General features: G+C 39.5%; 12 protein-coding genes. 2 read left to right on the forward strand and 10 right to left on the reverse strand.

Annotated features, from left to right (window positions below; all coding sequences use genetic code 11):
- Nucleotides 1-66 precede the first annotated feature (66 nt).
- The 8 genes from ABJ974_RS10665 to ABJ974_RS10700 form a co-directional block, all read right to left on the reverse strand.
- Nucleotides 67-3,660, reverse strand: a complete 3,594-nt coding sequence (locus tag ABJ974_RS10665; RefSeq protein WP_419868235.1) for a choice-of-anchor L domain-containing protein — start codon at nt 3,658-3,660, stop codon at nt 67-69.
- Nucleotides 3,661-3,830: 170 nt separating this feature from the next.
- Nucleotides 3,831-5,102, reverse strand: a complete 1,272-nt coding sequence (locus ABJ974_RS10670; protein ID WP_419868236.1) for a T9SS type B sorting domain-containing protein — start codon at nt 5,100-5,102, stop codon at nt 3,831-3,833.
- Between the two features lie 57 nt (nt 5,103-5,159).
- Nucleotides 5,160-6,185 carry a choice-of-anchor L domain-containing protein gene (locus tag ABJ974_RS10675; protein WP_419868237.1) on the reverse strand — a complete coding sequence of 342 codons (1,026 nt, stop codon included), beginning with the start codon at nt 6,183-6,185 and terminating at the stop codon, nt 5,160-5,162.
- Nucleotides 6,186-6,230: 45 nt separating this feature from the next.
- Nucleotides 6,231-6,782 (reverse strand): DUF1003 domain-containing protein, encoded by a 552-nt coding sequence (locus ABJ974_RS10680; protein ID WP_419868238.1) that lies wholly within the window; start codon nt 6,780-6,782, stop codon nt 6,231-6,233.
- Between the two features lie 15 nt (nt 6,783-6,797).
- A complete protein-coding gene (locus tag ABJ974_RS10685) occupies nt 6,798-7,568 on the reverse strand; it encodes a TIGR02757 family protein (RefSeq protein ID WP_419868239.1) in 771 nt (256 codons plus the stop codon).
- A gap of 5 nt (nt 7,569-7,573) precedes the next feature.
- Nucleotides 7,574-8,488 (reverse strand): ribonuclease Z, encoded by a 915-nt coding sequence (locus ABJ974_RS10690; RefSeq protein WP_419868240.1) that lies wholly within the window; start codon nt 8,486-8,488, stop codon nt 7,574-7,576.
- 63 nt (nt 8,489-8,551) lie between these two features.
- Complete coding sequence (gene rdgB, locus ABJ974_RS10695) at nt 8,552-9,139, reverse strand: RdgB/HAM1 family non-canonical purine NTP pyrophosphatase (RefSeq protein WP_419870967.1); 588 nt, start codon at nt 9,137-9,139, stop codon at nt 8,552-8,554.
- A 5-nt stretch (nt 9,140-9,144) separates the two neighbouring features.
- On the reverse strand, nt 9,145-9,972 hold the full coding sequence (locus tag ABJ974_RS10700; RefSeq protein WP_419868241.1) for a CPBP family intramembrane glutamic endopeptidase: 828 nt from the start codon (nt 9,970-9,972) through the stop codon (nt 9,145-9,147).
- A 246-nt stretch (nt 9,973-10,218) separates the two neighbouring features.
- Here ABJ974_RS10700 and ABJ974_RS10705 point away from each other — a divergent pair, with 246 nt between their 5' ends.
- Together ABJ974_RS10705 and ABJ974_RS10710 are read left to right on the forward strand one after the other, a co-directional pair.
- Nucleotides 10,219-11,814: a peptide chain release factor 3 gene (locus ABJ974_RS10705; protein WP_419868242.1), complete on the forward strand. Its 1,596-nt coding sequence runs from the start codon at nt 10,219-10,221 to the stop codon at nt 11,812-11,814.
- Nucleotides 11,815-12,046: 232 nt separating this feature from the next.
- The gene (locus ABJ974_RS10710; protein WP_419868243.1) at nt 12,047-13,000 is read left to right on the forward strand and encodes a DUF4349 domain-containing protein; all 954 of its coding nucleotides are present in this window, start codon (nt 12,047-12,049) and stop codon (nt 12,998-13,000) included.
- 36 nt (nt 13,001-13,036) lie between these two features.
- Here the strand turns inward: ABJ974_RS10710 and ABJ974_RS10715 are convergent, their stop codons facing one another.
- The gene (locus tag ABJ974_RS10715) at nt 13,037-13,402 is read right to left on the reverse strand and encodes a hypothetical protein (RefSeq protein ID WP_419868244.1); all 366 of its coding nucleotides are present in this window, start codon (nt 13,400-13,402) and stop codon (nt 13,037-13,039) included.
- 24 nt (nt 13,403-13,426) lie between these two features.
- Entirely contained in the window at nt 13,427-14,566 is a 1,140-nt protein-coding gene (locus tag ABJ974_RS10720) for an acyl-CoA dehydrogenase (protein ID WP_419868245.1), read from the reverse strand.
- Nucleotides 14,567-14,642 lie beyond the last annotated feature (76 nt).

Genomic DNA, 14,642 nt, shown 5'->3' on the forward strand with positions numbered 1-14,642 from the left:
ATATTACACACATATTTCCTTTTTTTATGTTAAATAATAAAGTCCCCGGATTTGGGGACTTTATTATTAATTTCTATTTTTTAACAGTATCCAGCCGGTCCGGACCTCCAGCTTTTTACTCGCCGGGTTCTCCCATTGAACTTTATACCAATAGGTAGCAGTAGGCTGGTTAATTCCTTTTATTTCACCTTTCCAGACCGTATTTGTTTTGGTCGCTTTAAAAATCTCCTGTCCGTATCTGTTAAAGATGGATCCAGCAAAATTATTATACCCGCTGATTCCTGAGAAATCTATCACATCGTTAATACCATCCTGATTCGGAGTGATCACATTGCGGACCATGAAGGTATAATAATCCATTCCATTGCTACATTTAGCCTCTTTGGCTCTCAATCTTAAATTATAATTCGTATTATCCAATACGTTATAAAATATATTGGAGGTCTGCCATGTAACTCCCCCGTCAATGGAATACTCCAGTATTCCTCCGGTAGGGTTGGTTGCCGATATGGTTAACGTATGATCTGCATACGTAATATTAATAAATTCAGGCAGATCAGGATTTAATAACTGAGCCGTAAATACTTTTGAACATGTCCCGTTACTGATCGTTACGGTATATGTTCCTGGAACATTGGTTGAGATCGTCGGCGTTGTTGCCCCTGTACTCCATAAATAGGTATATCCAGGAGTATTTCCTGCATCTAAAATTCCAAAGTCACCTGCACAGACATACACATCCTCAAGGATAGAAGTAATAGCAGGAACCACTTCGATGGTAACAGTAGCCGGATCAATAGAGCTACATCCGTTTCCTCCCAAAGCATATACGGAATAAGTGGTCGTAGTGGTAGGAGATACAACCTGTGTATTACCATTCCCCGTCAAACCAACCCAGCTGTAAGTAAATCCTCCTGATGCCGTTAATGTAACAGATTCCCCCACACATATTTTGGTTTTTGAAGCTGCTATCACTGCAATTGGCGGCCCTACGATCACGGTCACTGTTGCAGGATTCGTAGAAACACAACCGTTAGCTCCCACTGCATATACCGTATAGGTTGTGGTAACAGAAGGAGAAACTGTTTGGGTACTTCCGGTTCCGGGCAGCCCTACCCAGTTATAGGTAGCTCCTCCCGAAGCTGTTAACGTAACGGACTCCCCGTCACAAATCTGAGGTTGAGATGAAGTTACCGCTGCCACTGGAGGGGCGTTATCCTGAACAACTGTTACCGTAGCCGTGTAAGTACAGCTCACGTTTCCGGGCTGCGATACATTAGTAACCGTTAAAGTATAGGTTCCTCCGGCATCCACTACCGGCGTCAGCGTATTTCCTCCTGAAACTATATTTCCTCCTGTAGTGGTCCAGGTAATCGTTGAACCTGTAGGAACTACGGATGCGGAAGCATTTAATGTTATCTGAGGAGTATTACAAGTGATACTGCTTGACGGTGGCGCGATTGTTAAGGTCGTTTCCGGTGTTGCTGATAATTGAAGAGTAACCACATAGCTACATCCTCCGTTTTTCACCAATACATAAATGGTTTGGTTTCCGGTACTCTGAAAAGCAGTCGGATTGGGGATGGTGTTGGCATTTCCGGCGTTGGCATCAGCCTGAGTCAGATAATAATCAAAAGTTACCCCTGTGGTAACCGTCGTAATCTGTCCCTGAGCGGATGTTAAGTCATAGATCGCACCACCAGGCTGATAACATTGAATAAGACTGGCATTCTGTACCGTGATAGGCTGTGAAACTTCAATAGTGATGGTAGCCGCAGTCTGAGATGGACACCCATTAACACCTATTGCAGTTACAGTATAAGTGGTGGTCGTAGTTGGAGTAACCACCTGTGTATTTCCGGTTCCGGTTAATCCCTGCCAGGTGTAAGTCGCTCCACCACTAGCGGTAAGCGTAACGGATTCACCGGCACAAATAAGTATTTTAGATGCTGTAAGCCCTGTAGTAGGAGGTGCACTATCTCCCAATACCGTAACGTTTGCCGTAGCGGTACAACTCACATTTCCGGGCTGATAAACATAGGTAATCGTTAAAGTATAGATACCTCCCTGGTTCACCACCGGTGTTAAGGTATTATCTCCTGAAAGTATGCTTCCATTAGTGGTAGTCCAGCTAAAGGTAGCACCAGCAGGATAAATAGATCCCGTAGCATCAAGCGTTGCCTGGGAATTGGTACACGTTAAAGTAGGAGGCGCAGCAATAGTTGCCGTCATCTGAGGTGCCTTAATCAATTGAAGCTGGGCAACCTTTGAACAAAATCCGTTTCTGACCAGAACATATAGGGTCTGATTTCCGGCACTTTGAAAAGTAGTAGGATTGGGAATGGTATTCGCGTTTCCGGCATTAGCATCCGCCTGAGTCAGATAATAATCAAAAGTAGCTCCCGGAGTGGAACTGATCGCTCCATTGGCTAACGGTAAATTAAATGTAGCATTCCCTGCGGCATAACAGGCCGTGAGGGTTGCATTCTGAACCGTCGGGGAAGTCCCTCCCACGATAGTCACACTTGCCGTTCCCGGACAGCTGTTCCCCGGAATGGTAACTTCCACGGTATAAACACCAGGCTGTGTCGCTACATAAGTTGAACTCGTTGCTCCCTGAATAGGAGTATTATTAAATAACCACTGGAAAGTAGCATTCGGAATCTGAGCCGAAGCTGATAATGTCTGAGGCTGATTGTCACACACATTAATAGATGAAGGAAGAGCTACACCCGCAGGATCCAGAATCTGAACCCCAATATCAAATGATCCGGCTTCTAAGAAAACACCTGAATCATAATTGGAATCCTGATAATCGGCTAACACCATTTTAAAATGATACGTCTGCCCTGGAATAACGGTAGCCTGAGCAGTTAACGGCACTGTACGTCCGTTGAAATTAGTTTCGATGGAGTTGGTATTCTGCCCCCCAAAATACTGTGCATTTTTAGGTCCACAGCTATAATTGGCAGGAACAATATTCGTAACACTCACAGGACCTGCTCCATTGGGTAAAACCGCTAGATTGGTATAAGTGGGATCTCCTGCTTTTTTCAGCAATAAAGCAAATCCGTCCGAAATACTGCACGGAAAGTTATTGGAATATTCCTCTGATGCAAAAAGATATCTGAAGGTAACTTCCGTAGAAGTAGGTACAAAATCAAATTCTATATAAGCAGCATCTTTTAATGAGCTGTTCGCAACTCCCAAAGCATCAGCCAGATCCTGATCTCCTACAGAAGGCTGCAGGGCATCACTTAAAGTAGACCCCTGAAAAGAGTTTCCGGCTTTCCGGGCAAATCCCGTAGTAAGGATAATCCCTTTGTCAAATGGAAAATTGGTGGTTCCTTTATTAAAATACCCCCAGCTTCTTGTCTGATCATTTACTCCTATATTAGGTGATACCACTACATTACTCACACTCGATGTTGCACATACGGATCCTCCTGCAATAAGAACATCTTTCACAAGCTGTGTAATACTGTAATTGGTTTCCGGATAACCGGCAGCATTTACATCTATAAAAGCACCGGCTTTCATAGTCTGGGAAGTTGATTTTTCCGTAACCCTGGCTCTTTCTCTTGTCTGAGAAAAGGCGATATTACATATAAGAACCGAAAATAAAGCTAATAGTAAACTTCTTGTTCTCCTATTTAACATTTTTGTATTATTTTAAACAAAAATACTATTTTTTTTAATTGAAATTTAAACCTCTTCAATTTACATTATAATTAATATAAACTTATTTACATTAAGATATCAAATTTATTTCCTGATAAAAATAAAAAAAGACCAACAAATTGCTGGTCTTTTTAAATATTAATAATAATTTATTCTCTATTTTTTAGTAAAATCCATCCTGTTTTCACAGTGAGCTGTTTGCTTGCCGGATCTTCAAAGGTGATCTGATACCAGTAAGAAGCAGTAGGTAATTTTTTTCCCTGGAAATAACCATCCCAGTAAGGTCTGGATTTATCCGCCTTAAATATTTCTCTTCCGTAACGGTCATAAACCACTCCTTTAAAGTTTTTATAATCGCTTACTCCCCTGAAATCGATGATATCGTTTACATTATCCCCATTAGGTGTGATTACATTTGTCATACTGAATGTAAAGTATTCAAGATAGCCTACACAGCTGGTATTCTTAACTCTTACTCTTATAAAGATCAGTTTATTTTTAGGAACATTCGAGAAGATATTGGAAGACTGCCATGTGGCGCCATTATCAACGGAATACTCCAGCGGTCCGTTGCTCGGATTACTGGCTGTTAGGATCATTGTACCGCTATCAGTATTATAATCCACTTTTACAATTTCAGGAATGATAGCCTGAAGCACTTCCGTAGTATATGTTTCGGAACAAACGCCATTGGTGATAGTCACTGTATAAACACCCGGCGTAGCAACCGTAATGGTCTGCGTGGTAGATCCCGTACTCCAGACATATTCGTATCCGGGTCCGCTTCCTGCATCTAAGGTAATCTGATCTCCCGTACAGATCATGCCCCCGGAAAGATCGGAGGTAATTGCCGGTACTACTTCGATGGTAACGGTAGCAGGCTGCAGTGATTTACATCCTTTTGCTCCTATGGCATATACGGAATAGGTAGTGGTCTGAGTCGGAGAAACGGTTTGTGTCGCTCCTGTTCCCGAATTATTATCCCATTCATAAGTTACTCCTCCTGCCGCTGTTAAAACTACGGATTCTCCTACACAAATCCTTACTTTGGAAGGAGTAAGCTGAGCCACAGGGGTATCTTCTTTAATTAAAGTAAGCTGTACCATCTTACTACAGAACGCTCCATTGGAAACCACCACATACAGAATCTGTCCGTCATTTCCATTATAGCTGGCAATATTGTTGATATAGTTGGTATTCTGAGCGACTGCATCCGCCTGATTTTCATAAAAATGAAATACAGCTCCTGCGGTTGTACTGATAGACGGCATCGCGTCATTTAAGTCAAAGGTTGTAAGAGTCGGGGTGGTACAAAGCTGCAAACTCGCATTTTGTGCTGCCGGTGTTGTTCCTCCTACAATAGTAATCGTAGCTGTACCCGGACATTGATTTCCAGGCACCGTAACCTGTACTTCATACACGCCCGGCTGGGTAGCAACATAGGTGGCAGAAGTGGCTCCCGGAATCGGAACTCCATCTTAAAACCACTGAAAAGTCATTCCCGGGACTGTTCCCGCCTGCGCAACTAAAGTTTGCGGTACATTATCACAGACATTCAGCGTATCCGGTAAGACTACTCCATTTCCATCTACAATTTTAGTTCCTATATCAAAAGAACCTCCTTCAATAAAAACTGCAGAATTGTAGCTTGAATCCGAAGCATCCGCCAATACCATTTTGAAATGGTACATTTCTCCGGGTACTACATCCGCAACAGCAGTTAAAGGAATCGTTCTTCCGTTAAAATTAGTTTCAATATTGGTGGTATTCTGTCCTGCAAAATACTGAGCATTGATAGGACCGCAAGAATAATTGGAAGGTACTATATTCGTTACGCTCACAGGACCTGCCCCTCCCGGTAAAATAGCGAGATTGGTATAGGTGGGGTCTCCCACTTTTTTTAATAATAGGGCAAAACCATCGGAATAGTTTCCGCACGGGAAAGTGGAAGTATATTCCTCAGAAGCAAAAAGATAATTAAATTTTACCTGGTTACTGTTCGGAACGAAGTCAAATTCAATGGCAACCGCATCGTAAAGAGTGGCCAGAGGGTTAATCGCTGCTACCAGATCAGGATCACTCCCTGTTCCCGGGCTGTCATTCAGGGTTCCGGCTTCTAAGGCATTTCCCGCTTTATTGGCTGCACCCGTTACCAAAACAATTCCTTCATCGAAAGGAAAGTTTGTGGTTCCTTTATTGAAGTACCCCCAAACCCTGTCCGCATTGGTATTGGCCTGGTTAGGAGAAACCGTCACATTGGTAACACCACTTGTTCCACAGGTGGAACCTCCATTGATCAAAACATTATTAACCAATTCACTGATCGTATACCCTGAAGCCGGATAAGACGGGGCATTCACATCTATAAATGCTCCTGCTTTAAGACTGGAAGGGGTATATTTTTCTTTTACAGGTTTTCTGGGAGATTTTTGAGAAAACAAAAAAGAAGAGGTAAATAGTAATACTAGAAGTAAAAAGTAGTTTTTTGCTCTATAATCAAACATTTTTATTATTGTTTTTCCAAAAATAATAAAAATATTTAAATATCATTATTCTTTTTTCAATTCATTAATTACTTGCTGTAATTGATTTATCTGATCTTTTAAAAGTTTGATTTCATTTTTATTAGAATTCACATTGCTTTTCAGAATAACATTCTTGGCTCTCTCATTATGATCCTCTTCTTCCTCTTCATCATTGATCTCTTCAATATCCTCCTGAATATCTTCAATGTCTTCATTAATTTCCTCGATATCTTCACTGATCTCTTCGATATCTTCGCTGATTTCTTCTATATCCTCACTGATCTCCTCTATATCCACCTGGATATCTTCAATATCCTCCTGAATATCTTCAATCTTTTCATGACTTTTATTAACGGACATCTGGATAAAAATAGCCAGATAAATGGCTTCCAGGGAAACTACCGTAGTCAGGATCAGCAGCATTTTATCAAATTCGACAATATTCAGTAATGGTAATAAAAAAGAGATGATGAAGAATAAGCTATGGGCAATAAGCGAAGGAACAGAGCCTATCCATGAGGTAATTCCGTTAGCTATCTTTTCTAAAGCTTCAATATTTTCATTTTTGGTTTTCATCAGTGCCGAGTTTTATTACAGTAATTCTTTGGTCACTCCTAATCCGAATAGAGCAAAATCATATTTGGCAGGATCACTTTTATCTAATTTTCTTACGACCTCATCGAGCTCTTCCACCGTTTTCCAGTCGTTTTGTGTTCTGGAAATAAGTCCCAATTGACGGGATATATTTCCGGTATGCACATCCAATGGAATGGACAGATATTTCGGATCAATTTTTTCCCATATTCCGAAATCCACTCCTTTTTTATCTTTTCTTACCATCCATCTTAAAAACATAACGATCCTTTTGGAGGACGAATTTTTATAAGGTGAACTTACATGCTTATGACTTCTGTGTTTTTCCGTTTCTAAAAACCGGTTTCTGAATCGTTCAATAGAATGAAGGAAATTAGATTCTTCCTGCTGCACTGCAAAGAGATTTTCTAAACTCTCATTCTCTTTATAGACCTTATTGAACTGTTTTATAAAGTAAGCAAAATCCTCACCATTAAAAGTCCGGTGAATACTTTTTTCTTTAATGGGCCGAAGGTCTTTTTCCGAATGGTTGATCACAAAATCATAAGGTGAATTTCCCATAATATCCAGCATTTTTTCTGCTGACCGGATAATTGACTTCCTGTTTCCCCAGGAAATGGTAGCGGATAAAAAACCGGCAATCTCTATATCCTGCTTTAATGAAAAACGGTGCGGAATCTGGATGGGATCATTCTCTATAAATTCAGGATTATTATATTGATCTGCCTTTTCATTAAGATAATCTTTCAGCTCTTCAAAATTCAACATCTTTTCTAAAGTTTGACAGTTTCTAAAGCCTTTGGTAAAAAGGTATTCGGAAAAATCGTCCGGGCTTCATCAGTAAACACGGTAAGGTCAGCATATCTGTTGGAAAAATGTCCTAAAATTAATTTGCCCACCTGTGCTTTCTGAGCAATGGTAGCCGCTTCCAGGGCGGTGGAATGACCGGTATAATCCGCCATCTCTTTTAAATCATGGAGAAATGTAGCTTCATGATACATCACCGTTACATTTTTTACAATCGGGATTACAGATTCCAAATAGCGTGTATCACTGCAAAACGCATAGGTAACAGGTGGTGCAGGATCGGTGGTCAATACTTCATTTTTCAGGACGTAACCATCTTCCAACACAAAATCTTTTCCTGCTTTCAGGTTATGATAATCACAGACTTCAATTTCCTTATATTTGGAAATCTCCTGCATATTGAGATGTCTTTCCTTAGGTTTTTCCCTGAACAGATAGCCGTTACAGTAGATCCTGTGATCCAAAGGGATCGTATAGACCTCTACTCTATTATCTTCGTATATTTTTTCAGAATAGTCTTTATCCAGCTCATGATAAACCACTTCAAAACCACGATGCGTTTCCGTAATCGTAAAAATAGTTTCGAGCATTTTTTTGATTCCTTTCGGACCGTATACATGCAGGGGATTTTCCCTTCCCAATAATCTGAAGGAAGCGATAAGTCCCGGCAGCCCGAAACAATGGTCACCATGAAGATGCGAGATAAAAATATGATTGATTTTTGAAAACCGGGCTTTGGCCTTTCTCAGCTGCACCTGTGTTCCTTCACCACAATCAATGAGGAAGTTCCTTTCTTCCATTTCCAGCAGCTGGGCCGTGGGAGAAGAATTAATGGTAGGGATGGCCGAGTTAAAGCCTAATATTGTTAAATAAGTACTCAAATCATTAATTTATTATGACAAATGTACAACAGAAATTCTGTTTTTGATTAAAATAGACATTCATCAATGTCTATTGCTCCCTTTTAAATTATCTAAAAAGAGATCCATCGCTTTCCTGCGGTGGCTGATTTTATTTTTATCTTCGGGTTCCATCTGCGCAAAGGTCATATCATAACCCTCCGGAACAAATATGGGATCATACCCGAATCCTTTAAATCCTTTATTTTCCGTTAATAGGTTCCCATGAGCTTTTCCTTCGAAGTATTGGGTGCCATTCTCATCATAATAGCATAAAACCGTAATAAAATAGGCTTTTCTATTTGTTTCTCCTTCCAGCTCTCTGAGGACCTTTTCTATATTTTTAGCAAAATCATGATCTCCGGCATAACGGGCAGAATAAATTCCCGGTCTTCCATCCAATGCCTCTACTACCAATCCACTGTCATCTCCCAAACTTGGAATCCCCGTTTTTTCAAAACAGTATTTGGCTTTTATGAGAGCGTTGGCATTAAATGAATCTCCATCTTCCACAATCTCCTCATGGATATTATAATCTGTAAGACTTTTAACGGTAAATTCATTTCCGAGAATCTGCTGAATCTCTTCTTTTTTATGTTGGTTGTGTGTTGCTACAAGTAATTCCATTTTAATTTTTATTAATTTTCAGCGTAATGTATTTTATTATTCATAAACAGGTAATAAAACAAAGAGAAAAGTACAATCCCCAATGCTAATATGACCCACTCGGAAACATGAAATGCTGCTGAAAAACTTTCATCTTTAGTATAGGTTATTAATAATGACGAACAAAGGTTATTAAAGGCATGCAGGAACATCGGTAAAAGCAGGGATTTGGTCCTGTAATACACCAGCCCCAACACACAGCCCAGCAAAATAGCTCCTACCAGCTGCCATGGGTTGCCATGAACAAGCCCGAAAATAACGGATGCCGATAAAATAGCTTTCCAGGGCTTCACTCCTTTATTGATCAAGCCTTTCTGTATGATCCCCCTGAATATGATCTCTTCAAATATCGGAGCCATTATTACAGCAGTAATCACCATCACCGCCTTATCATCCGTAAGCTGCTCCATAAGCTGATTAAAAAACTCATAATATTTCCCGAAGAAAGGTCCTGTCACAGGAATAAGAGAGGTAATAAATTCAGCGATAAACATCATTCCCAACATCATGGGAAATATCAGCACATACGTATAAAAATTGGTGGGAGAAAAGTTGAAATTGAGTTTTTTCTTGGTGGTAGGTCTTACGATAAGAAAATCAAATAAGGCGATCGCACTTAAAAATCCTACGGCATTCCCAATCATAAGATAAGCATCCGAATATTGTAGGTTCTCTTTAAATATAAACATCCAAAAAACATTGATCAAAGAGACGACCGTGGTACCCATAAACATCCCGATGATTAAAACCAGGGCACCTATCCATGTAAAAGTAAATTGGGGATACTTACTGCTATCCATGCTTTTCTTTTAATAATTAATCGAACAAAGATAATTTTTTTGCCTGCCTTAGACAACTAAAAAAACGAAAATACTTACCCGGGCAGACAGCAGCATGATCCGTAAAGAATTTTCCCAGCTCCTGAATCAGAAACAGGTACAGGCATGTTTTTCAATTATAAGCCTATTTATGGTAAAAGTGATTGCCTGTAATTTTATTTGACATCCTCGTAAAAAATTACGATTTTTGCAACCTCAAAATACAGTATGTCAGATTTAATCAAAGAAATACAAAAAAGAAAGACTTTCGGGATTATTTCCCACCCGGATGCCGGAAAAACAACCCTTACCGAGAAACTTCTTCTCTTCGGGGGTGCTATTCAGGAAGCGGGTGCGGTAAAATCCAACAAAATAAAAAAAGGAGCTACCTCCGACTTTATGGAAATTGAAAGACAGAGAGGAATCTCCGTGGCAACTTCCGTATTGGCATTTGAATATAAAGATCATAAAATCAATATTCTCGATACACCGGGTCACAAAGACTTTGCAGAAGATACCTACCGAACTTTAACAGCCGTAGATTCCGTTATTGTGGTGATTGACGTTGCCAAAGGGGTGGAAGAACAAACTGAAAAGCTGGTACAGGTCTGCAGAATGAGAAATATCCCGATGCTTGTTTTTATTAATAAGCTGGACCGTGAAGGTAAGGATGCTTTTGATTTATTGGATGAGGTAGAACAGAAATTGGGACTCCGCGTGGTTCCACTCTCCTTACCTATCGGTATGGGAAGTGATTTCCAGGGAATTTATAATATCTGGGAAAACAACATTCAGCTATTTTTAGAAGAAAAGAAACAAAAGGTAGGAGAAACCATCAGGTTTGATGATATCAACGACCCTTCCATAGATGAGGTAATCGGAGCCAAAGCGGCTCAAAACCTTCGTGAGGAACTGGAACTTATAGAATCCGTTTATCCTGAGTTCAGCCGTGAAGATTATATGAAAGGGGATTTACAGCCCGTATTCTTTGGATCTGCTTTAAATAATTTCGGGGTTCGTGAACTTTTGGATGCTTTTATTGAAATTGCTCCGATGCCACAACCTAAGGAAAGCGATATACGACTGGTAAAACCGGAGGAAAATAACTTTACGGGATTTGTTTTTAAAATCCATGCCAATATGGATCCTAAGCACAGGGACAGACTGGCTTTCGTAAAGATCGTATCGGGAACCTTCAAAAGAAATGAAAACTACTTATTGGTAAGAGAGAATAAAAAAGTTAAATTTTCTTCACCGAATGCCTTCTTCGCTGATAAAAAAGAGGTCGTGGACGAAAGCTTCCCTGGCGATATCGTCGGCCTTCATGACACCGGAAACTTCAGAATCGGAGACACCTTAACAGGTGGTGAGAAATTAAGCTTTAAAGGAATCCCAAGCTTCTCTCCGGAGCATTTCCGTTATATCAATAATGATGATCCTTTAAAAGCCAAACAATTGGCCAAAGGTATCGATCAGCTTATGGATGAAGGTGTGGCACAGCTATTCACCCTGGAAATGAACAACAGAAAGATCATCGGAACGGTGGGCGCTCTTCAGTATGAAGTTATCCAGTACCGTTTAGAGCATGAATATGGCGCTAAATGTACCTATGAACCTCTTTCTATGCATAAGGCATGCTGGGTGGAAGCAGATGAAAAATCAGAAGAATTTAAAGAATTTGCCAGACTTAAGCAAAGGTTCCTGGCAAGGGATAAATACAATCAATTGGTATTCCTTGCAGATTCTTCATTCACAATTCATATGACACAAGAAAAATTCCCGAATGTGAAGCTTCACTTCATCAGTGAATTTGAAAAAGAGTAAGTTTTAACTCATCATATTAAAAGCCGTTCTTAATGAACGGTTTTTTTGTTGCTTCAACCGTAACTATGAAATTATTTTGAATTTCTAAGGCTTTCCTCTTTTGTAAATCATTTGTAAAACAGAAATAAAAATTTAATTATCAGTACTTTATAATTTTACTATTATCTTGCATCTCTTTTACAAACACAAACCGTCACTCTCCCCTAATTTTACGCTATCAAAAATTTACCTTATGAAAAAGTTCATATTTCTATTGATGGCTTCCGGCAGTTTCATTATGTGCAAAAAGGGAGAAACCGTTCAGTCTCATATTGATAATGCCGTTAAAAAGATCGACAGTGTCGCTTCAGAAAGTAAGGAAGCGGCAAATACCATAGATAATGCTGCACAGGCTATTTTAGACTCTTCCAGTATTAAGATCAAAGATTTTAATGATAAGAAAGAGGAAATCAAAGAAAAGTTTGAGACCACTTCCAAACTGGTAGATTCCTTAAAAGATAAAATTTCTTCCGTGAAGCTGGAGTCCCAAACCAAAATAAAGGATTCTTCCGCAGTTCAATCTAAAAAGAACAATACCGCTCCACAGGTAGTAAAGGAAACCCAAATCATTTACAGGGAAAAGCCGGAGAAAAAAGATCCGGAACTCAGTATTCCCATTCATAAAATGGTAAAAACAGGTACCATAGAACTCAGTGTAGATAATTGGGAAACAGCTAAAGAAGCGGTAAAGGAAGAGATCAGAAAATATGACGGTTATATAAAAAGCGAAAATTTCACCTCCAATAATAATGATCAGAAAATCGCTTATCTGAAGGTAAAAGTTCCTATTCAGAAATTTGATTATCTGATGGATGCTTTAAGCTACAATATCGGAAATGTGGAAAGCAAAGGAGTTGATATATCGGGACAGGATTTTGTCAACAATACCTTTTGTGACATGGAAATCACCCTCTACGCTAAAACTTCCGCCGATGCTGCTTCCGAAAAGGATAAAAGTTTCGGAGAAAAGTCTTTCGACGCCATTTCTTCCGGCTGGAATGTAATTACTTCCATTTTTCTTTTCCTTCTCCCTTTCTGGCCTTTATTTCTCATAGGCGGAATAGGATATTATTTCTATAAAAAGAAAAATCCGGGGCCTAAGAACGATTCCAACATTCGTCATGATAAACACCAGCACCATTCTTAACAGAAAAGCCTTTCAGGGATCTGAAAGGCTTTTTATTTATTTCATATTAACTATTTTATCCACTACATACTTGGTATTTCCTCTCCAGGGAAGCGCTCCGTTGTATTCTTTATAATGAAGATCAAAGGATTTTCCGCTGTTCATTTCCAGTTGTTTAAAAATTTCAGGATCCTGTACTGAAAATTCAAATTCGTAGCTGGTAATGGTTCCTGTCTTTCCGCGTCCGAAACCTTCCTGAATTAATTTACCTTCATAGGTTTTGAAAACATAACCTTTTCTGATGGCATAGTTCAGATAACCAGATTTTACTCCTTCTCCAAAAACAAAGAAATATTTATACCATACAAATACTCCTAATAATAGAAGAATGACACCGAGAGTAATCCATGTATATTTTTTCATAAAATAGTGTTTTTTAACGTTTGACTATTTTGCGATACTTCTGGAGATCACAATTTTCTGGATCTCGGAAGTTCCTTCATAAATCTGCGTAATTTTCGCATCACGCATTAATCTTTCCACGTGATATTCTTTCACATATCCGTATCCACCGTGGATCTGTACTGCTTCAATAGTGGTATCCATTGCCACCTGGGAAGCATATAATTTGGCCATTGCTCCACTTTCAGAGATATCTTTACCGGCATCTTTTTCTACTGCTGCTTTAAAGCAAAGCATTCTGGCTGCTGTAATCTGAGTGGCCATATCCGCTAATTTAAATGCAATAGCCTGGTGATTGATAATTTCTGTTTTAAAAGCTTTTCTTGTCTTAGCATATTTAAGGGCCAATTCATAAGCTCCGGAAGCAATTCCCAATGCCTGGGAAGCAATTCCTATTCTACCTCCATTCAATACACCCATTGCAAAATTGAAACCAAACCCGTCTTCTCCGATTCTGTTTTCTTTAGGCACCTTTACATTATTGAAAATCAAAGAGTGGGTATCACTTCCCCGGATTCCCAGTTTATCTTCTTTCGGACCTATTTCAAATCCTTCCCAACCTCTTTCTACGATGAACGCATTGATTCCTTTATGTTTCTTTTCAGGATCCGTCTGTGCGATTACAACATAGTAAGAAGCATTTCCTCCATTGGTAATCCAGTTTTTAATTCCGTTAAGAAGATAATAGTCTCCTTTATCCTCTGCGGTTGTTTTCTGAGAAGTGGCATCTGATCCCGCTTCCGGTTCAGAAAGTGCAAAAGCACCGATAACCTGGCCACTTGCCAATGGAACTAAATATTTTTGTTTTTGTTCTTCTGTACAGTATTTCTCCAATCCTGCACATACCAATGAATTGTTTACAGACATCACAACTGCGGCAGAAGCATCAATTTTTGCAATTTCCTCCATAGCCAGCACATAGGAAACACTGTCCATACCTGCTCCTCCATATTTCGGATCTACCATCATACCTAGCAATCCCATCTCCCCCATTTTTTTTACCTGCTCTGTAGGAAACTTCTGATCGCGGTCTCTTTCAATAACTCCAGGTAAAAGTTCGGTTTGTGCAAAGTCTCTTGCTGCCTGCTGAATCATCAGCTGTTCTTCTGATAAATTAAAGTCCATAAAATTGTAATAATTAGTTGTTCGTAAATTTACACTTTTTACGTAAAACTGAAAAAATAATTGGTTTTTGAAAATT

Source organism: Chryseobacterium sp. CT-SW4 (genome assembly GCF_048572715.1).
GTDB lineage: Bacteria > Bacteroidota > Bacteroidia > Flavobacteriales > Weeksellaceae > Chryseobacterium.

Bases quoted from the DNA above. Each gene is read 5' to 3' on its own strand.
- ABJ974_RS10665 (WP_419868235.1), bottom strand. From the start codon at position 3,660: ATGTTAAATAGGAGAACAAGAAGTTTACTATTAGCTTTATTTTCGGTT.
- ABJ974_RS10675 (WP_419868237.1), bottom strand. From the start codon at position 6,185: ATGTTTGATTATAGAGCAAAAAACTACTTTTTACTTCTAGTATTACTA.
- ABJ974_RS10680 (WP_419868238.1), bottom strand. From the start codon at position 6,782: ATGAAAACCAAAAATGAAAATATTGAAGCTTTAGAAAAGATAGCTAAC.
- ABJ974_RS10685 (WP_419868239.1), bottom strand. From the start codon at position 7,568: ATGTTGAATTTTGAAGAGCTGAAAGATTATCTTAATGAAAAGGCAGAT.
- ABJ974_RS10700 (WP_419868241.1), bottom strand. From the start codon at position 9,972: ATGGATAGCAGTAAGTATCCCCAATTTACTTTTACATGGATAGGTGCC.
- ABJ974_RS10705 (WP_419868242.1), top strand. From the start codon at position 10,219: ATGTCAGATTTAATCAAAGAAATACAAAAAAGAAAGACTTTCGGGATT.
- ABJ974_RS10710 (WP_419868243.1), top strand. From the start codon at position 12,047: ATGAAAAAGTTCATATTTCTATTGATGGCTTCCGGCAGTTTCATTATG.
- ABJ974_RS10715 (WP_419868244.1), bottom strand. From the start codon at position 13,402: ATGAAAAAATATACATGGATTACTCTCGGTGTCATTCTTCTATTATTA.
- ABJ974_RS10720 (WP_419868245.1), bottom strand. From the start codon at position 14,566: ATGGACTTTAATTTATCAGAAGAACAGCTGATGATTCAGCAGGCAGCA.